Origin of the sequence: Sedimentibacter sp. (genome assembly GCF_038562225.1) — a bacterium.
Lineage (GTDB): Bacteria > Bacillota > Clostridia > Tissierellales > Sedimentibacteraceae > Sedimentibacter.
In genome coordinates this window covers 516,456-535,068 of the sequence record NZ_JBCFAS010000001.1, presented here as the reverse complement: position 1 = coordinate 535,068, position 18,613 = coordinate 516,456, and the positions used below count along the sequence as shown (strand labels likewise).

General features: G+C 42.5%; 16 protein-coding genes and 1 riboswitch. Of the genes, 14 read left to right on the top strand and 2 right to left on the bottom strand.

Annotated features, from left to right (window positions below; all coding sequences use genetic code 11):
• Window positions 1-22: 22 nt before the first annotated feature.
• The 3 genes from AAGU76_RS02485 (at window position 23) to AAGU76_RS02475 (ending at window position 2,390) form a co-directional block, all read left to right on the top strand.
• Window positions 23-727 carry a LysM domain-containing protein gene (locus tag AAGU76_RS02485; RefSeq protein ID WP_342483856.1) on the top strand — a complete coding sequence of 235 codons (705 nt, stop codon included), beginning with the start codon at window positions 23-25 and terminating at the stop codon, window positions 725-727.
• 25 nt (window positions 728-752) lie between these two features.
• The gene (locus AAGU76_RS02480; protein WP_342483855.1) at window positions 753-1,538 is read left to right on the top strand and encodes a patatin-like phospholipase family protein; all 786 of its coding nucleotides are present in this window, start codon (window positions 753-755) and stop codon (window positions 1,536-1,538) included.
• A gap of 165 nt (window positions 1,539-1,703) precedes the next feature.
• Window positions 1,704-2,390, top strand: a complete 687-nt coding sequence (locus AAGU76_RS02475) for a DUF3298 and DUF4163 domain-containing protein (protein ID WP_342483854.1) — start codon at window positions 1,704-1,706, stop codon at window positions 2,388-2,390.
• A 52-nt stretch (window positions 2,391-2,442) separates the two neighbouring features.
• Here the strand turns inward: AAGU76_RS02475 and AAGU76_RS02470 are convergent, their stop codons facing one another.
• Window positions 2,443-2,955 (bottom strand): ferritin, encoded by a 513-nt coding sequence (locus AAGU76_RS02470; RefSeq protein WP_342483853.1) that lies wholly within the window; start codon window positions 2,953-2,955, stop codon window positions 2,443-2,445.
• A 128-nt stretch (window positions 2,956-3,083) separates the two neighbouring features.
• Here AAGU76_RS02470 and AAGU76_RS02465 point away from each other — a divergent pair, with 128 nt between their 5' ends.
• Window positions 3,084-3,980: a hypothetical protein gene (locus AAGU76_RS02465; RefSeq protein WP_342483852.1), complete on the top strand. Its 897-nt coding sequence runs from the start codon at window positions 3,084-3,086 to the stop codon at window positions 3,978-3,980.
• On the opposite strand, the gene AAGU76_RS02460 is transcribed toward AAGU76_RS02465, so the two are convergent.
• Entirely contained in the window at window positions 3,973-4,503 is a 531-nt protein-coding gene (locus AAGU76_RS02460; protein ID WP_342483851.1) for a DUF4364 family protein, read from the bottom strand. The two genes, AAGU76_RS02465 and AAGU76_RS02460, sit on opposite strands and share 8 nt — an antisense overlap.
• 156 nt (window positions 4,504-4,659) lie before the next feature.
• Here AAGU76_RS02460 and AAGU76_RS02455 point away from each other — a divergent pair, with 156 nt between their 5' ends.
• The 10 genes from AAGU76_RS02455 (at window position 4,660) to AAGU76_RS02410 (ending at window position 18,601) form a co-directional block, all read left to right on the top strand.
• The gene (locus tag AAGU76_RS02455) at window positions 4,660-5,784 is read left to right on the top strand and encodes a polysaccharide deacetylase family protein (RefSeq protein WP_342483850.1); all 1,125 of its coding nucleotides are present in this window, start codon (window positions 4,660-4,662) and stop codon (window positions 5,782-5,784) included.
• A 169-nt stretch (window positions 5,785-5,953) separates the two neighbouring features.
• Window positions 5,954-6,856 (top strand): GNAT family N-acetyltransferase, encoded by a 903-nt coding sequence (locus AAGU76_RS02450; protein ID WP_342483849.1) that lies wholly within the window; start codon window positions 5,954-5,956, stop codon window positions 6,854-6,856.
• Window positions 6,853-7,554: an NAD-dependent protein deacylase gene (locus AAGU76_RS02445; RefSeq protein WP_342483848.1), complete on the top strand. Its 702-nt coding sequence runs from the start codon at window positions 6,853-6,855 to the stop codon at window positions 7,552-7,554. The genes AAGU76_RS02450 and AAGU76_RS02445 overlap by 4 nt, the downstream gene beginning before the upstream one ends.
• Window positions 7,555-7,557: 3 nt before the next feature.
• Window positions 7,558-9,546, top strand: a complete 1,989-nt coding sequence (locus tag AAGU76_RS02440) for a transporter substrate-binding domain-containing protein (protein ID WP_342483847.1) — start codon at window positions 7,558-7,560, stop codon at window positions 9,544-9,546.
• Window positions 9,530-10,903, top strand: a complete 1,374-nt coding sequence (locus AAGU76_RS02435) for a sigma-54 dependent transcriptional regulator (RefSeq protein WP_342483846.1) — start codon at window positions 9,530-9,532, stop codon at window positions 10,901-10,903. The genes AAGU76_RS02440 and AAGU76_RS02435 overlap by 17 nt, the downstream gene beginning before the upstream one ends.
• 156 nt (window positions 10,904-11,059) lie before the next feature.
• Window positions 11,060-12,496 (top strand): Na+/H+ antiporter NhaC family protein, encoded by a 1,437-nt coding sequence (locus AAGU76_RS02430; RefSeq protein ID WP_342483845.1) that lies wholly within the window; start codon window positions 11,060-11,062, stop codon window positions 12,494-12,496.
• 61 nt (window positions 12,497-12,557) lie between these two features.
• On the top strand, window positions 12,558-12,863 hold the full coding sequence (gene ortA, locus AAGU76_RS02425; RefSeq protein WP_342483844.1) for a 2-amino-4-oxopentanoate thiolase subunit OrtA: 306 nt from the start codon (window positions 12,558-12,560) through the stop codon (window positions 12,861-12,863).
• Window positions 12,856-14,256 carry a 2-amino-4-oxopentanoate thiolase subunit OrtB gene (ortB, locus tag AAGU76_RS02420; RefSeq protein WP_342483843.1) on the top strand — a complete coding sequence of 467 codons (1,401 nt, stop codon included), beginning with the start codon at window positions 12,856-12,858 and terminating at the stop codon, window positions 14,254-14,256. The genes ortA and ortB overlap by 8 nt, the downstream gene beginning before the upstream one ends.
• A gap of 110 nt (window positions 14,257-14,366) precedes the next feature.
• Window positions 14,367-14,482: riboswitch (molybdenum cofactor riboswitch) on the top strand.
• A gap of 54 nt (window positions 14,483-14,536) precedes the next feature.
• Window positions 14,537-15,685 carry an S-layer homology domain-containing protein gene (locus AAGU76_RS02415; protein ID WP_342483842.1) on the top strand — a complete coding sequence of 383 codons (1,149 nt, stop codon included), beginning with the start codon at window positions 14,537-14,539 and terminating at the stop codon, window positions 15,683-15,685.
• 54 nt (window positions 15,686-15,739) lie between these two features.
• Window positions 15,740-18,601, top strand: a complete 2,862-nt coding sequence (locus AAGU76_RS02410) for an S-layer homology domain-containing protein (RefSeq protein WP_342483841.1) — start codon at window positions 15,740-15,742, stop codon at window positions 18,599-18,601.
• Window positions 18,602-18,613 lie beyond the last annotated feature (12 nt).

Genomic DNA, 18,613 nt, shown 5'->3' with positions numbered 1-18,613 from the left:
TATATTATGAGGTGATTATATAATGATTTATAGACAAAATCAAAATTTGTGTCCCAATAGATATACCATGCCTTATGAAGTTCGACCCGGGGATACCTTGAATTCCATAGCAGCAAGATTTGGTACAAATCTGGTTGGTCTGATTGAGCTTAATCCTACATTGAGGCTGAGGACACTGACGGAAGGAATGTCAATCTGTGTTCCAAGGGTACCTGAAAGACCTTCCTGCGTAAACGGAGCATACTATACAATTGTGGAAGGCGACAGCTTCTACAGTATTGCACTGAGATACCGTATTCCATTGAATCTGCTCCTTGAAGCTAACCCGGAAGCAAATCCGTACGACCTGAAGGTTGGCCAGGAAATCTGCATTCCAAACGTGCCTGCAGGCTGTCCTTTTGGAACGGTTGTTCAGATTCAGGAGGGAACAAGATTAAGCGACATCTTGATAAGTTACAACGTAAGCCTTAACGAACTTCGTGAAGCAAATGCGGAATTTAATCCAAACATTATCGTTCCGGGAACGGATCTTTGCATTCCTCCGGAAAATTACATGGAATGCGATCCGGAAAATGCCAGGGAGTATGTAATAAAACCGGGAGACAGCCTTTCAACTGTTGCCATGAGCTACAACATGTCGCCATCGGCGCTTTTGATTGCCAATCCGAACCTTAGACCTGCCAATTTCCTTATTTCCGGAACAAGAGTATGCATTCCCAATGCATGATGAAATAAAACAATAGGAGAAATTCATGAACAGCAAGAAAAAAGTAGGAATTGCGTTAGAGGGAGGGGGAGCCAAAGGTGCTTACCAGATAGGGGTCTTAAAGGCACTGATGGAGCTGGAAATTGAATATGACTGCGTGGTGGGCACATCAATCGGAGCTCTGAACGGTATTTCCTACGTGCTTAAGGATTATGAAAACAGCGCTGAACTTTGGAAAAAGATAGATTTTTCATATTCTGACAACAGGAAGAAAAGCAAGACGTCTTCTGACATCTTTGAAAAGATTACCAAAAATATAGATAAGTTTGAAAAGAGCTATTTAAGCAGCACAGGAAAGGATCCTGAACCTTTATTTGATTTTTACAGGGAAGTGGTGCGTGAAGATAAAATGCGCGGTTCAAAAATAGAATATGGACTCACCACCTATTGCCTTACAGATAGAAAGCCCTTGAAACTGTTCAAGGAGGATATACCCCAGGGCCTGCTTCACGAATTTGTTTTTGCAAGCTGCTATCTGCCTGTGTTTACCCCCAGGCCAATTGACGGAAAGTACTATCTTGACGGCAGCATGTTTTTAAAGCTGCCTGTAGAAATGGCAGTGGAAAAGGGCTGTGATGTTATTGTAGCGATCAGGTTAAGACCCGAAATTTATGACTACAGCGGGTTTAAAGGTTCCCAGATAATCGACATAGCACCTGATGAGTTTTTAAGCAGTACATTAGAAGCAAGCTCTGACAGAATAATGTGGATGATAGAAAAAGGATACGAGGACGCCATAAGGATATTGACAGAAAAACGCTCGATGTTTTAGCTGGCGGTTATAGAATCAAGTAAAAGATTGTGTGAAAAGCACAATCTTTTTTTACGTTTGCAGCACTTTTTGAGGCAATCATCCGCAGAAATTACCTTACATATTTCCCTAAGAGTTTCACTTGGATATTTTTATGGCATATTCTAATACAAAGGAGGATTTTATATGAAATCTGTTCAAGTAAAAATAATATGCCTGGAGGACAATCTGTACTTCGAGAAACAGCTGCTGCTCCATTATAGGGTGGAGTATCCGCAGTTATACGACCATAGATTCCAGAGAGTCCTAAACAGACTTAACAATATATACAAAAAAAGAGCTTGGGATGTGCTAAAGGAAAGCAAAGATATTTATTTCGCAATAGCAGCAAACTACTACATTTATTCAGTTAGGAGAAATATACCAGTAAGAACCTTTGAAGTGTACTACATTCCTGAAATAACCTTTAATCAAGACTGTGCCTTTAGCCTTTATTACGACAAATACGTCTATACAGGCGGAGCCCACGGACAGACAGTCAGGACTTCCGACACTTGGGATTTAAATGACGGAAAGGAAATATACCTGTGCGACATGTTTGTGAATCATGGATTCAATATGCTGGACTATTTGAGAAGCAGCATAGGGGATCAGATACAGGCGAATCTTGAAGATGAACATATATATTTTGACAATCATATTGAAAATGTGGCTAAGTACCTGTGCGTAAGCAGCTTCTACCTCAAGCCCGAGGGAATAGTAATTTATTTTCAGGAGTACGAAATAGCTCCTTATGCAGCAGGAATACCGGAATTTCTTATTCCATACCGGCAAGGAGTAACTGTAGCTCCAAGCTGCTACGGCATGAAATAAAAAAGTGCGCTCAAATGAAGCGCACGATCTCACTATCTTACTTACTCATTATCTACAGAACCAGTGACGGAGGAGCGTAAACCCTTGTTCCAAGTTCGGAGTTCAGCATGTAAAGCCCCTTTGCATCCGTACCGAAAACATTGTACTTCAAAATCAAATCCTCCGCATTCTTTTCCTCTTCGCCCTGTTCCTTGATGAACCAGTCTAAGAACTGCATTGTTCTGTAATCTTTAATCCTGGATGCTTCATCATAGATGTTGTTAATTGAAGCTGTCACAAACTGTTCGTGCTTCAGGGATTCCTGAAGGGGTGACAAGAAGCTGGTGAATGGAATGTTTGGAGCCGTAATTTCTCCCAGGGTCACCTTTTCTCCGTTGTTTTGCAGGTACTGCAAAAACAGCATTGCATGATCGCGCTCTTCCTGTGCCTGAACCTTAAACCAGTTTCCAAAACCGTCAAGGCCTGATTCAATATAGTAATTAGACATATCAAGATACAGATATGCAGAATAGAATTCTTTGTTTATTTGTTGGTTGATTAAACTTGCTACATTTTCATTTAACATAAATTGTCTCCTTTTTGATAAGTTTAATATTTAATATATTGATACCCAAAATAGATGAAATGAAACATATTTTAATTGTATATTCACTTATTTGTATGTGGTTCATAAACTGTATGGAGGTGATAGCTTTGGTATGTGATGAAAAAATAGCTGCAACAGGAAACAGCAACGGGCGTCTCATGCTTTTTATCATGGAGCTTTCGGATGACGACTATGTGGTAAAAAGAGCCCTTGACCTTGGAGAAGCCGGGAAATGCGCCGTACACAGCATGATATGCAAAGACGGCAGTGTTTATCTTGCGGATTCGTTCAATAACAAAATTTACGGTTATAACAGCTTAAACGGTGAATTTATGGAAACAACCGCAGGCAGGGACCCGCGCCATATGTGCATACTCGGCGAAAGCATGTATGTGGCAAATTTTGAGTCTGACAACATTTCTGTTATTGATTTGTCCTGCTTCATGTTGACAGAATCCATACCTGCCGGCATAAAAACGCACGATGTCATAGCAGATGAAGAAAAAAAAATTCTTTACACATCATGCTACGAAGAAAACATGGTGATTGAATACAGTCTGGAAAATGAAAAAACCAGAAGATTCGAGACTGACGGCAAACCAATGCACCTTAGCCTACAGGGAGACAGTCTTATTGTGATGACATACTTTGTCAACGGAAACGTACATACGAAAATTAACTTTATAGACACAGCAGCCAGTAAGCTTTCTCATGTTGCGGAGATAGACGGTCTTGCATCTGACATGGCTCTGGATGAAAATAAAAACACTCTTTATGTTTTGAACATAGTAGACAAAAGCATGTATGTCATAGACATGAACAGCAAGAAAATAATCAATAAGATTTTTCTGGGCGGCTATCCGGAAAGTCTTGACTTGGGCGAAAAGTACATTTATGTGACAAACTCGAAAAAAAGACAGATTGCAGCCGTTTCAAAGGATAACTTGACTGTTGAAAATATAGTTGACTTAAATTTCGTTCCTTCCTGCATCAAGGTCATTTAAAGTCAGACGTAAGTGTGTTGATAATGCTGCCGAATATTTCCTCAGGATTTGAATCCCATTTTTTGCATATGTTCTTAGCAAGGTTTTCCGCAGGAACATTAATGCTCAGGCTGAAAATGATGGATTCATTTTCCATGACCTGAAGCGTCACTATGTATTCATCATCTGTTCTTTTATAGTAGTGCCCAAGCAATTCCCTCTGCCTCTTTATTTGTTTTTTTAGAAATGAAAAATTTTCTTCCACTTCGTTTATAAAATAGATGGGAAGTTTGTCACCGAACATGTCAAGGGCTGCGATTCCTGCCTCCGATATGGAGTAGTACTCATTGCCGTTTCTTGAGTTAAGAACTATAAACTTGGAATCACACAAATCTGACAACAGCTGCTGCAAGGTAAAATAATCCATGATGTTGTGGTCCAAAATATAATTGGTAAGCTCAATGTTTGTTAGCGGCATATTTATGTAGTTTAGCATGTACAAGAGTTTCAGTTTATCCTGTGCAATTTTGTTACTGTTACTCAATTTCGTCCTCCATGAACACATATTGTAATTCTTGATCAAACTATTACTATTATAACAAATTATAAATCAATAACAACATAAAAAATGAAAATTCTTCATGTGGACTTTATCCCGCTTATGTTATAAGATAGAATATATACTTATAAGGGGTACGTCATGAAAACAAAATTTCTGATTGCTGCCATAGCAGCATCAATGCTTTTATCATCATGTTCAAAGGTGGGAGGAGAGGTTCCGCAATCAACCGCTGTAGTTCAGCAGGAGCCGGTACAGCCGGATACGGATAATGAAGAGCCTGTCGAAGATGAAACAAACAATGAAGATACTGACGGTGAAAACGAAAACAGCGCTGAAGAAGCACAAGATCCTGTTTTCCAAATTGATTTGTCCTTAAAGCCCAATGAGCTTGGCGAAGTAATGATTCTTATGTATCACGGCATCGGTGACCAAGAAAGCGACTGGCAGAGGACGCCTGAAAATTTTCGCAAGGACCTGGAGTACATGTATCAGAACAAGTATCAGATGATAAGCCTTAATGACTATGCCATGGGAGAAATAAGCACAAGAGCCGGGTACACACCGATTATCCTCACTTTTGACGACGGCAGACAGAACAACTTCAACTACATCGAAGAAAACGGAAAACTGGTCATAGATCCGGATTGCGCCGTAGGCATACTTCAGGAGTTCAGGGAAAAGTATCCCGATTTTGATGTGACTGCAAGCTTCTTTCTGGGCACAAACATTTTCGGGCAGAAGGAATACGAAGAGGAAAAGCTAAGGTTTTTGGTTGATAACGGTTATGACATCGGTAATCATACCTACAGCCACAACAAGCTCGAACTTTTGGAAAGTACTGAAATACAAAAGGAAATAGGAGCAGTGAACAACATCATTAACAGACTGGTTCCTGATTATGATGTAGAAACTCTGGCGCTGCCCCACGGAAGCAATCCGAAAGATGAATATGTAAGCAGTATGCTTGAAGGGCAATATGAAAACATCAAGTACAAGATGACTGCGGTGCTTGATGTGGGCTGGAGGCCGGCATTTTCACCCTTTGACTCCATGAACAACTTCAAGAGCCTCTACAGGGTTACGGCCAGCGAAACAAAAGTGGACAACTGCGGCATGTACGATTACTTCAGTCAGTTTGAAGAAAACAAAAGAGAGAGGTTCATCAGCGACGGTAATCCAAACGTGGTAACAATTCCGAAAAAGCATGAGGAATACCTGAACATGGAAATGGTCGGGAACAGGACTGTCAACATCTATGAATGAAATAAAATAACCGCTACATAAGGAGCGGTTTTTATAATTAAAATGTTATGCGGACTCAGATGCTTTTCAGCCAGCGCTTATCATTTTAATGTTTGATGGGTTTATAAATATATTGAGAAGTTTAAGAAAAAATAGTACAATAAGAAAAAACGGCTATGGGGGGAATATGATGAGTGAAATTAAAAATCCGGAAATTTTGCTTAAGACCAGACTGGACAAAAATGACTATGATGCAATTAAGAAGCTGGAAGAAATCTGCATCAGGCACGATGAAACGTCACTGAAGCTGGAGCTTGATTATAAGTTAAGCGTTTCCAGTCCTAAGGCTATGGAAAAAGTTTACATAAATGAATTTATGTTTCGTGAAGAAGGGATTCTTGTAGGATATCTGGGAATATGCGACTTCGGAGGAAGCGAGATTGAACTAAACGGAATGGTGCATCCTGATTACAGAAGAAAAGGAGTGTTCAGTAAGCTTTTCTCGCTTGCAAGTGCTGAATGGCAAAACAGAAACAGCAGCACCATGCTCCTTCTGACAGACAAAAATTCGCAGGCGGGAACAAATTTCATAAAAAGCACAGGGGCATCATACAACCATTCAGAATATGACATGGTTTTAAACATGGACAAAGACATAAAACGCAGGCTGAACACTGTAAGACTGAGAAAGTCAACCGCTGATGATGCAGAGGAAGCCGCCAGGCAAAACCTCATATATTTCAATATGGAATTCACTGAGGAAGACAATGTGGAAACAACAGACGGAAGCTACAGTAATATTACATATATTGCAGAAGAAAACTCAACTTCGGTGGGAAAGGTAAGAACAGAACTGAACAACGGACGGGGTGGAATTTTCGGACTCGGTGTTTTGCCAGAATTCAGAGGAAAAGGTTACGGCCGTGAAATACTTACAATGGCCATAGAGGAACTGAAAAAGAACAAAGCGGGAGAAATTTTCCTTCAGGTGCTGACGGACAACAGCAATGCGTTGAATCTTTACAAGAGCTGCGGCTTTGAAGAAAGATACACCATGGAGTATTATGCAATAAGAAAGAAGGAGGATCTATGAATCCTGAACTTAAAGAATTAATCGATTCGAGCGAAAACATAGTTTTTTTCGGAGGAGCAGGTGTTTCTACAGAAAGCGGCATACCGGACTTTCGAAGTGTCGACGGACTTTATTCTCAAAAGTACAAATATCCCCCGGAGACTATAATTTCTCACAGCTTTTTCATGAGAAACCCGTCGGAATTTTTTGATTTCTACAAAAACAGGATGATATTTGAACATGCAAAGCCCAACAACGCACATAAAAGGCTCGCCCAGCTTGAACAGGAAGGAAGACTGAAGGCTGTCATAACCCAGAATATCGACGGGCTCCATCAGGCTGCAGGAAGCAGGAATGTGCTTGAACTGCATGGTTCTGTCCACAGAAACTACTGCATGAAGTGCGGCAGGTTTTATGGTCTTGAAGCAGTGTTAAACGGCGGCTCGGTTCCTATGTGCCAATGCGGAGGAACCATAAAGCCTGACGTTGTTCTTTACGAGGAGAGCCTTGACGCACACATACTGGACAAGTCCGTTGAATACATTGAAAACGCAGACATGCTCATCGTGGGGGGAACATCGCTGGTGGTGTACCCTGCTGCAGGGCTTATCAATTACTACAAGGGAAAAAAGCTTGTTCTCATAAACAAGTCTTCAACTTCCTATGACCGAAGGGCAAATCTTGTGATCAGCGACTACATAGGGAAGGTTTTTGAATAATACATGAGCAGAAAAATCAATGTTTATAACGCGACTGTTATTTTTGCCCTGGCAGTGGCAGTTCTTTTCATAAAATATGAAATGGGCAACAGGCAGTACCTGACGCAAAATGAAATCCAATGGCTTAACGAACAGGACTCCATAGTATATGCAGCCAATGAAAATGCGCCGCCTCTTCGCTTTGTGGATGATAAAGACAACCAGTACAAAGGTGTGGTTGTGGATTACATGAATCAGCTGTCCCTTGAGCTTGGAGTGGACATTCAGACGGTTCCCATGAAGTGGGAAGACGCCCTTGAGTCCCTTAAGTCAGGTGAAACTCATATATGCGACATGTTTGTAAATGAGGAAAGGAGCAGGTATTATCTGTTCACCGATCCAATTTACAACCTGAGAACCGTGCTGCTGGCAAGAATGACAGCAGGTACTGAAAATAAAGGCATCAGCTCCATGACAATTGCAACCGAGAAGGGCGATTACGCCAATACTTATCTTGAGGAGCACTATCCACAGGCAAATCTGGTCTATACCCGAAACGTCGAGGAAGGCCTTGACTTGTTCATGGAAGGAACCGTGGATGCTGTAGTCGGAGATGAACCTCTGATTACATACCTTCTTGTGGAACGGGGGCAAAACAACAATTCCGAATACAACATTCAGGTAATATACGAGGAGGAAGTGGTGCTGGCTGTTGCCAAGACCAAGCCGGAGCTTGTTTCAATACTTAACAAGGCCATAGGGCAGATAAACAAGAAAGGGCAGCTTGAGAAGATACAGCAAAAATGGTTTGGAATATCCACACCTCTCATTACAAACAGGACTGATGCAGAGCTTGTAGACAACATAATCCTCTCGGTTGCCGCAGCACTGATTGTGTTTACCGTGATTCTGCTGAACAACATGTCCTTGAAGCGGCAGGTTAAAAAAAGGACAAGCGAGCTTGAAGCTAACAGAAACGAACTTAGGACTATCTTTGACGGTATAACGGAATACATGGTGGTTGTTGACGAAAACAAAAAAATATTGAATGCCAACAAAAGCTTCATAGACTTTTTAGGTCTTAGCCGTGAGCTTATTGAAGGAGAGGACTGCACCGGATATCTGGACAGGTTCTGTGAGGACTGTTCCGGCTGCATGGTTGAAGAAACCCTTTCGGGGCAAAAGACCATAAAAAATGAATGCATGTGCGGCAATGAAATCTATGAGATAAGTTTCCAATTGTTAAGAGGAGCTGAAAACGCCGTGCTGATAACCATAAAGAACATAACCATAGAAAAGATCAGCCGCAACCAGATGCTTCAGACAAACAAGATGATTGCAGTTGGACAGCTTGCTGCAGGCATGGCCCATGAAATAAGGAATCCTCTGGGAATAATAAGGACTCAGAGCTACCTTCTGCGGCTTTGCGACAAGATAGACGAGACCATGAGCAAATCGCTGGATTTCATAGACTCCAGCGTCAACAGGGCAGGAACCATCATCGAAAATATACTAAGCTTTTCAAGGCTGTCAGGTAATGAAAAAGAGCTGGTTAACCTGCCTAAAGCAATAGAAAAAATCTTAGAAATGCACAATGATATAATAAAGAAAGAAAACATTAAGGTGTCATTTGTCAGCAGCATTCAGGAGGAGCTTCGTTTAAGCGCAGAAAGCATAGAGCACATTGTTTTGAATCTTGTATCAAATTCCGTGGATGCCATGGAAGAAGGCGGAGAGCTTAATATAAGCGCAGACATAGAGAATAACAGCATTGTTATCAGGGTTTCGGACACTGGCTGCGGCATAGAAGAAGAGAACCTGGGCAACATCTTCAATCCGTTCTTTACCACCAAGGAGCTTGGAAAGGGAACCGGGCTGGGACTTTTCATCGTATATTCTGAAGTGGAGAAAATAGGCGGAAAAATACAGGTTAGCAGCAAAGTCGGACAGGGGACAACATTTGAAATAACAATACCTATGGAAAGGAATGCAGACATTGACGGGACTATTTAAAATATTGATTGTGGATGATGATGATGATTACAGAGAGACTTACAGGATGCTGCTGACAAGAAAAGGATACTGCATAGATGCTGCATCATCAGCAAAAGATGCCCTTGCCATGATGGAAAAGGAATTTTATCCTCTGATTATTACGGACATAATGATGCCCGGCAAGGACGGAGTGAGTTTTCTAAAGGAAGTCAAAGAAATATATGAAAAGAATGTAGAAGTTATAATGGTGACAGGATACGGCAGCATTGAAACTGCTGTGCAGACAATGAAAATAGGTGCGTTCGGATACTTCATAAAAAGCCACAATCCTGAGGAGCTCATCATTGAAATAGAAAAGGTTCAGAAAATATTTTCACTTCAAAACACAAGTAAGATCAACAAGGACAATGAAATGGGCAAGTACCTCTGCATCAGCAAAAATGAAAAGATGCAGAAGGTTTTTGAAATGGTGAACCTGGTTGCTGCCAGCAATTCAAACGTATTGATAACGGGAGAATCTGGAGTGGGCAAGGAAATCGTGGCTCAGCTCATACACGGCAGAAGCAGCAGGGCAAACATGCCCTTCATTCCCATCAACTGCAGGTATTTTTCAAGCAGTCTCATTGAATCCGAGCTGTTCGGGCATGAAAAGGGAGCCTTTACAGGTGCTACCTCAAAGAGAATCGGTCACCTGGAGGAAGCTAACGGCGGAACAATTTTTCTCGATGAGATAGGGGACATGGATGAAGGTACCCAGGTGAAGCTGTTAAGAGTTCTTGAAACTAAAAGAATAGAAAGAATAGGTTCAAACAGGCTCATTGATGTGGACTTCCGGCTTGTGTCGGCAACAAACAAGAATCTGGTCAAGGCTGTTGAATCCGGAAGATTCAGGGAAGACCTGTATTACAGGATCAATACCATAGAAATTGAAGTTCCGCCTCTTAGGGAGCGCAGGGAGGATTTAGAAGACCTAATAAACTTTTTTGTCAACCGCTTCAACAGAGAGACAGGAAAGGGTATTACCGCTATAGATTATGACACAAAAAAATTTCTTCTAAACTATAATTATCCGGGAAACATCAGGGAACTCAAGAACATTATCGAAAGGCTCGTGGTTTTGTCAAGCGGTTGTGTTCTTAAGTCAGAAGCCGGTTCAGGAGCCAGAAAGTCAAGAATCGATGGGGAAGATGAAGAAACGCTCACTTATAAGGAGGCAAAGCAAAACTTCGAGAAGTCATACATAGTAAGAGTTCTGAAAAAATGCGGCAACAACATAACTCATGCGGCCAATGTTATGGAAATAAGCAGAAGGCAGCTCTTTAACAAGATAGTCGAACTTGAGCTAAAGGAATATATAAACGAATCCGACAGATAGGAAAAAAAGTGCCAGGAAAATTTTTTCGCATGGAAAAAAATTTCCTGGCACTTTTTTAAAAAGGTTGCGTGTTTTCAACGATATTTATTTATGAAAAGCTGGCATGCATTTTGCTTATATATTGTTGAATAACAAATTTAGCTTAGGAGGAACAACATGGAATCACAAGGTAAAAAACTCGAGTTTTACGGCGGAGAGTGGATGTCATTCATTCCGTTTCTGGTATTTCTGGTATTGATTATCACCACCACTTTCACATTCGGGTCAATTTCAGACGGTGCCCTATGGGTACCGGCATTCATGGCAATCATCGTAGGATTTTTCTTTGCAAAAAACAAAGCTCATTACGCAAATGCCGTTATAGACGGCATGGCCAGCAAGGAAGCCATCATACCCGTTGTATGCTGGTTGTTTGCAGGTGTATTTTCAAGAATTTTAAGAACTTCAGGGCTTGCTTCAGGCATAGCCGGCGTAGCAGCAGGTATGGGAGTAAGCAGCACCATGTTCGTTGTTGTAACATTCATAGCATCAGCAGTGTTTGCCACTGCTTCAGGAACAGGTTTCGGAACCATCGCTGCAGGCATGGGAGTATTATATCCTGCCGGTGTGGCATTGGGAGCCAACCCGGCTCTTATGGCAGGCGCAATTATGTCAGGCGGAGCCTTCGGCGACAACCTGGCACCGGTTTCTGACACCACAATCTGTTCTGCAACTTCACAGGGAGTGGATGTTCCAGGAGTTGTAAGATCAAGACTTAAATATGCACTGGCAGCAGGTCTTATCACAATTGTGTGCATACTCATATTCGGAGCGGGATCATCATCTGCAGGGACAGCAGCAGAAGCGTACAGCTACAATCCAAGCACCCTCATCATGCTGGTGCCGGTTATTATCACTATAGTAATAGCCGTGAAGACAGGTGATATAATAATTGCCACAACCATAGGTTCAGTTCTTGCAGCTGCCACAGGCGTTGCAGCCGGTTTGTTCGACGTGGTGCAGATAGACGTTGCCGATGCGGTAAAACCTGCTCTTCTGTCTGTTACAGGACAAGGTCTTGACCGTACGGTAGGAGGAGTAATATATGCAGGTCTGAACAGCATGATTCAGGTTTGTATTCTGGCACTGCTGCTTTTCGGTTCAATTTCCGTCATGAGGCAGGGTCAGGGAGACGTTAAGCTTTTAAAGGCTCTAGGCAAGGTTGCCAACACAAGAATAGGAGCAGAACTTACAATTTCTGCCATGGTAATAATTCTTTCAGCTCTCATGGGACTTAATGCACCTGCAATTCTTGCAGTTGGTGCATCATTTGCCAAACCGCTGGGAGACAAACACGGCATAAGCCCGTACAGAGTTGCAAACCTGCTGGATGCTCAGTCAAACACTCTGTGCTACGCACTGCCGTGGACACCAGCTATGATTTATACATTAGGTTTTGCAGCTGACAGCAGCGCACCTCTGGTTGCGACCCAGGTTATGCCTTACGTATTCTATTCCTATGCAATGCTTGCGGTTATGTTTGCTACAGTTATGCTTGGAATCGGACAAAACGACAATATGGGAAAAGTATCAAAACAAAAGAAAGAAGCATAAAGATAATGACTGCCATGCATTTGCATGGCAGTTAAAAATATTATACGAGGAAGTGTTTTAAATGATAAAAAAGGGAGAATGGGTTCTGATTCACAGAAATGTATTGGAACCAACGCAAAGAGCCCCTCAGGTTCCTGATGACACAAAACAGGTGCCGCTGGAACTGTGGGTGAAGGGATATTTGCAGGAAGATGCAAACATAGGGGACGAAGTTACGGTTCTGACAAGAACAAAGCGCGAAGAACGGGGAACGCTGCTGGAAGCTAATCCATATTACAAACATGATTTCGGTAAGTTTGTGCCGGAACTGCTGAGGGTCAGCGAACAAGTAAGAGACATCTTATTTGGAGGTGCAGAAAATGAGTAAAGATATGAGCTACGCTGCAGTCATGGCCAGAAGACCGGAAATCATGAAGAAAGCTGCAGGACTTGATTTTGCGCAGTTTGAAAGCGGTTCAATTGCCTTTGACTATGAAAGAATGATGGCAGAAGCAGGATTCACAATTGCTGAAATTCAAAAAATCCAGTCAGAGCACGGAGTGGGAAACACTCCTGTCATAGAACTTAGAAATCTTTCTGCCCTGGCAAGAAAACTTGCACCAAAAGGCAAGGGAGCAAGAATATTCATAAAAGACGAAGCATCCAACGCATCAGGAAGCTTCAAGGCAAGAAGGGCCTCAACGGCAGTGTACATGGCCAAGAAGCTTGGGTACAAGGGAGTTGTGACTGCCACCAGCGGAAACTACGGAGCAGCAGTTGCATCACAGGCAGCCATGTACGGACTGAAATGCATCGTTGTTCAGGAATGCTACGACTCAAGAGGAGTTGGACAGCCTGAAATAATAGAAAAGGCAAGGGCCTGTGAAGCATTGGGGGCAGAGGTTGTTCAGCTTTCGGTGGGACCTGAACTGTTCTACACGTTTTTAAGGATCCTTGAAGAAACAGGATACTTCAACGCATCACTGTACACACCGTTTGCGGTGGCAGGAGTTGAAACCCTCGGATATGAATTAGCAATGCAGTTCAGAGAAAGATACGGCAAGGACCCTGATTATGTGGTAGCCACAAACGCAGGGGGAGGAAACCTTACGGGAACAGCAAGAGGCTTAAGAAAGGCAGGAGCGCAGTCACACATAGTGGCAGCCAGCGTAAACCTTTCAGGTCTTCACATGGCTTCAGACAATCAGTTTAACAGAAAGTCATTCACAACAGGGCACACAGGCTTCGGTATGCCGTTTACAACATGGCCGGACCGTTCGGACGTACCCCGTTCGGCAGCTAGACCGTTAAGATACATGGAAAGATACCTGACAGTTCATCAGGGAGATGTGTTCTACATGACAGAAGCATTGGCAAGCCTTGAAGGACTTGAAAAAGGACCGGCAGGAAACACAGCTCTTACAGCAGCATTCTCACTGGCACAGGAACTTGATGAAGATCAGATCATAGTAGTTCAGGAAACAGAATACACGGGAGCAGGCAAGCACATTCAGCCGCAGCTGTCATTTGCAAGATCAAACGGCATAGAAATAAAATTCGGAAACCCCAGCGAAGAAGTGCCCGGAAAGAACATAATCCTTCCGTCACATCCATCACTGATAAAGGCAGAAGATGCGGACTTGACACACATGAGAAAGTCACTCATAAAAAATGCAGTGTCAACCTACAATGTTTCACCAACTGATGCTGACATAGAATTCCTTGCGGAAGAAACAAACACAAATGCTGAGTTTGTAAGAAATGTAATAGCAAAATCATAATAGGACAAATATGTTTATAAAGCGGCTGTCAGTTTGTACAGCCGCTTTAATTTATTTAAACGAAAATAATTTACAATACTTTACATTAATAATAATAAATGGTATAATTTATCCAATAGATGCTCCGAGCACCTGAACCTAAAATCATTCATGGTTCCCGTGCCGATAGGGTTTGATTGGAAACGGTCAAGCCTCCTGATGGAAAGGAGAAATTTTTTTGCAGCATTTCCATTGGGGGGATGCTGTTTTTTAATAAAAAAATAACAAATGGAGGAATAATATGTTAAAGAAAACTAAACTTATTTCACTTGTACTGGCAATTGCACTTTTGCTGTCACAGGTGACAGCGATTGCAGCCACAGACAGCTATGCTGTTGAAATAGCAGTGGCTGGAACTTCAACAACGCTTTTGCTCTCACTGGGTGATTTAAAAGAGATGCCTGCAGCAGCCCAAATTGAACAGGAATACATTTACAACAGCAAGACAGGTGAAAAGACGGCACAGGTAAAAGGTGTGAGCCTTGAATACGTTTTGAAGGAAAAGGCAGGCGTAATAGCTGACAATGCTACGGTTATATTTGAAGCATCCGATGGATATGCCATAGAACCACAATCTCTTTCAGATATTTTCAATGATGATCTGGATTACGTCCTTGCTTACGAAGTAAACGGGGAAGCCATAGACAACGACGGAATCGCAGATAACGAAGAAATAACGGTGTACAGAAAGGTTAAGGAAGCAGGCGAATTCGGTACTGTATTTAAGATGGTCAATAAGATAACAGTTGGTGAAGCAACAGCCTCAGATGATGGTAGTGCTGCTTTGACAGGCGGCACAGCACACACTCCTGATTCAGCCAATGAAAAATCATTCACAGACATATCAGATGAATATAAGTATGCAGAAACAGCAATATATGACCTGGAAGGAAGAGGAATCATAGACGGCATAGGAGGAGGCTTGTTTGCTCCCCAAAACGAATTCACGAGAGAACAGTTCTGCAAGATTGCAGTGATGGCTTTGGGACTTGAAAATAAGGAATATTCAGGTGCCTTCAGTGATCTGTCCAAGGACAGATGGTCGGCTCCATACGTGCAGGCTGCTGTTGAAGCCGGTTTGTTCAAAGGCTATGAGGACGGAACGTTCAGGCCAGAAAAAACTATAACAAGGCAGGAAATGGCTGTTGTTGCAGCTAATGCAGCAGTTGCTACCCAAAAAGTCACCAAGGAAAAGCTTGCTAAATTTGTTATGGAAAAGTCAGCATATCTTGATAAGACAGAGGTGGCAGAATGGGCTGCAAATGCTGTAGCATGGCTGGAAGCTCAGGGTGCGTTTATAGGCGTTGCCGGAGACAGCTTTGAACCTGTAAAGGTTGTAAACAGGGCTGAAGCGGCTGTTGTTGTGTTCAACACCTTGTTTGCGCAGTAATTCTTGGCAATGGGCGATAATTGCATCGCTCATTGTTCTAATATGGAGGTAGATATGAGTTGCAAAAGGTCTAGGCTGCTGGCGCTGTTTTTGACAGCATCCATCATGGTTTTTCAGTTATTCGTGTTCGATGTCCCTGCAATGGCTGCGGATTTGGACCTAATTATAACGGGAAGCGGTATTTACGAGGATGTTCGGATTTCTCCAACTGACTGGGAGAAATATTCATTGGTTGAAAAGATTTATTCCACAAACAACAGCCTTGGGTTTCACAAGATTGTAAAAGCCAAAGGGTATGATTTTTTTGAAATCATAGGAGAGAATAATCTCAAGGCTGACAGTGATTATGAAGTTAAATTTACTTGTTCAGACGGATTTGAGTTCACAAAGACAATCAGCGAGCTGAAAAATGCATATAGCTACGACGAATTTACTGAAAATACCAAATCAAAGATTTCACCGATGATTGCAAGATATACAACTGTGCTGGCTGATTTTCCCAAGGATAATTTTGTTCCCCCTGTTACATGGATTGACAAGGCAATTTCAGAAGTAAACCTGGACAAGGATTTTCCGAAACTTGTTTTCGGACAGACTTCTATTGATGACATGAACATGTCAAAATGGGGCAAGGACATTGTCAGGATAACTGTGGGAGATGAAAGACAAGTGGCTGCATCATCACCCTATAGGCACATTGATCAGGATGGAGAACCATACAATGTGGATGCCATTACGGGAGCAACATTCACCATAGAGGGACCGGGCGTTGAAGGCTACAGGGCAATCTCATTGAGGCAGATTGAAGAAGATGCTGCAGGACAGAGCACAGGTGCCTACTATGAAAAAATGTCAGGAAAAGTAGTTGAAAACTCTTACGAAGGAATCAACGTAAAATATCTTATAGACAATTATGTGAAAGCAAGGACAAATGCCGGAAACATTACATTTAAGGATAAGTCCAGAAAAAAAATACTCACTGTTCCTATTTCAGAAGCAGCAAATTACACGGTTGCTTACGGTATAAACCAGGTTCCTCTGGTTTATCTTGATACCGAGGAAGGATACATAAAGGAGAAGAACAACGATAACGGATGCTTTAAGCTTGTATATAAGCAGGGTAAAATAACTGCTGAGGAATTTTCAAACGTTGCTTACATCTATGTTGAAGAAAAGGACGCCAAAAACATTTTCGAGCATTCCTATGCTCCCTACAGTGAATCCAAGTTTACTGATTATGAGCTGATAATTCACGGAGACGGATTAGGCAAGGAAGAAAAATTTACCGTGGCAGACTTAGAATCCATGAAGGACCTGCAGTTTACAGGGGAATACAGCCTTTCAAACAGTGAATACTTCTGGTACTACAACACCTACAAGGGAGTTCCGCTGTGGGATTTGCTGCTTAAGGCAGGAATGGATCCTCACATAGACGAAAACACAAGCGTTCGTTTCATAGCAGCAGACAACTACAACTTTGCTCCCATGACCATCAAGGACATAAAGGACAATTCGAGATACGGCTATTATGAGAAAAGCGCATTGGACAACGGTGACGGAACATTCCCCGGCGAATATGTGAATCCCATATATACAGGAATGCCGGTTTTGGCGGCCTACGGCTTCAACGGTTATCCGTACGTTACAAGACCGTCTGATCAAGGATACAACTCAGGTCTTGGAAATGACGGAGGGCCTGTCAGAATTATATTCGGTAAGACAAACTACAACGATACAAACGGATCCAATCAGGTACAATTTGCCAAAGAAATCATAATTGGAGAAGGAACAAGCCTTCTTGGTACTTCCTTGAATACGGGAGACGGCCAGTCAACAGGGCTTAAGGTAACGGAAGGTGCGTGGAACCACAAGCGTGAAATATATGACCAATACCTTGATACGCCTGTTCTAAGGGTAACAGGGTCCCAGGTGAAGGAACCGGTCACTTTCACATTGAGACAAATAGAGGAAATGGAAGCTGTCAGGGACACATATACCGGAGACGGTGTCCATGATTTTGAAGGAGTTTCCTTGTGGCACATAATATCCGAAGCTGTCGGTCTCAAGGAAGGGGTGGATGTTCCAAGCATCAGGGTTTTCAGCGGACAGAACTACAACCAGATTCTGAGAAGCACCGAACAGGTTCAAAAGGGAGTATTGAATTCGCAGGGAATGGTCAAGGATATAATTCTTGCTTATGCGGTTGATGGCTACCCACTGGTACCAAACGAGGGTGATTCAGGCTATGCAAACAACAACGCCTATGGACCACTGAGGCTCATTATCGAGGAAAGCAAATCCATGTGGGTTAAGTGGGCAGACTGCATAGTTGTTGGTACAGGTGATTATGAAGCACCGGAAATGAAGGATGTTAAATCAGATGCAGCTTTTGAAGATGTTGAAAACCACTGGGCTAAATATGAAATAATGAAAATGGAGTCCATGGGTTACGTGAAGGGAAGCGGCGGGCTGTTCAGACCTGATGACACAATAACAAGGGCAGAATTTGCTTCCATGGTCTCAAGGGTAAAGGGTATTGACAACAAAGAGTATCTTCTCTCCTCATTTGGGGATATCAAGTCCGGTGACTGGTTCTTCAATGATGTTGAAGCGCTTTCCTCCATGGGGCTTATAAAAGGCTACCAGGACGGAAATTTCAGACCGTATTCACCCATAACAAGGCAGGAAATAAGCTTTATAATCGGTTCCATGCTTGGAGAGGACATGACGGATGAAGAGGCTGATTCAATACTGTCGTCCTACAACGACAGAGTCTCAGACTGGGCCCGAATTAAGGTTGCTCTGGCAGTCAAAGCAAATATCATCAAGGGGCTGCCGGGAGGTCTGTTCGGCGGAAGTCAAAATGCCACGAGAGCGCAGGCTGCATCAATGCTTCTGAGGTATCTGGAAAAATAGAGAAGGATAGTC

Coding starts and splice junctions, on each gene's coding strand:
- ortB (WP_342483843.1), top strand. CDS start 12,856: ATGAGTAAAGATATGAGCTACGCTGCAGTCATGGCCAGAAGACCGGAA.
- AAGU76_RS02445 (WP_342483848.1), top strand. CDS start 6,853: ATGAATCCTGAACTTAAAGAATTAATCGATTCGAGCGAAAACATAGTT.
- AAGU76_RS02480 (WP_342483855.1), top strand. CDS start 753: ATGAACAGCAAGAAAAAAGTAGGAATTGCGTTAGAGGGAGGGGGAGCC.
- AAGU76_RS02450 (WP_342483849.1), top strand. CDS start 5,954: ATGAGTGAAATTAAAAATCCGGAAATTTTGCTTAAGACCAGACTGGAC.
- AAGU76_RS02475 (WP_342483854.1), top strand. CDS start 1,704: ATGAAATCTGTTCAAGTAAAAATAATATGCCTGGAGGACAATCTGTAC.
- AAGU76_RS02485 (WP_342483856.1), top strand. CDS start 23: ATGATTTATAGACAAAATCAAAATTTGTGTCCCAATAGATATACCATG.
- AAGU76_RS02440 (WP_342483847.1), top strand. CDS start 7,558: ATGAGCAGAAAAATCAATGTTTATAACGCGACTGTTATTTTTGCCCTG.
- AAGU76_RS02455 (WP_342483850.1), top strand. CDS start 4,660: ATGAAAACAAAATTTCTGATTGCTGCCATAGCAGCATCAATGCTTTTA.
- AAGU76_RS02410 (WP_342483841.1), top strand. CDS start 15,740: ATGAGTTGCAAAAGGTCTAGGCTGCTGGCGCTGTTTTTGACAGCATCC.
- AAGU76_RS02470 (WP_342483853.1), bottom strand. CDS start 2,955: ATGTTAAATGAAAATGTAGCAAGTTTAATCAACCAACAAATAAACAAA.
- AAGU76_RS02430 (WP_342483845.1), top strand. CDS start 11,060: ATGGAATCACAAGGTAAAAAACTCGAGTTTTACGGCGGAGAGTGGATG.
- ortA (WP_342483844.1), top strand. CDS start 12,558: ATGATAAAAAAGGGAGAATGGGTTCTGATTCACAGAAATGTATTGGAA.
- AAGU76_RS02415 (WP_342483842.1), top strand. CDS start 14,537: ATGTTAAAGAAAACTAAACTTATTTCACTTGTACTGGCAATTGCACTT.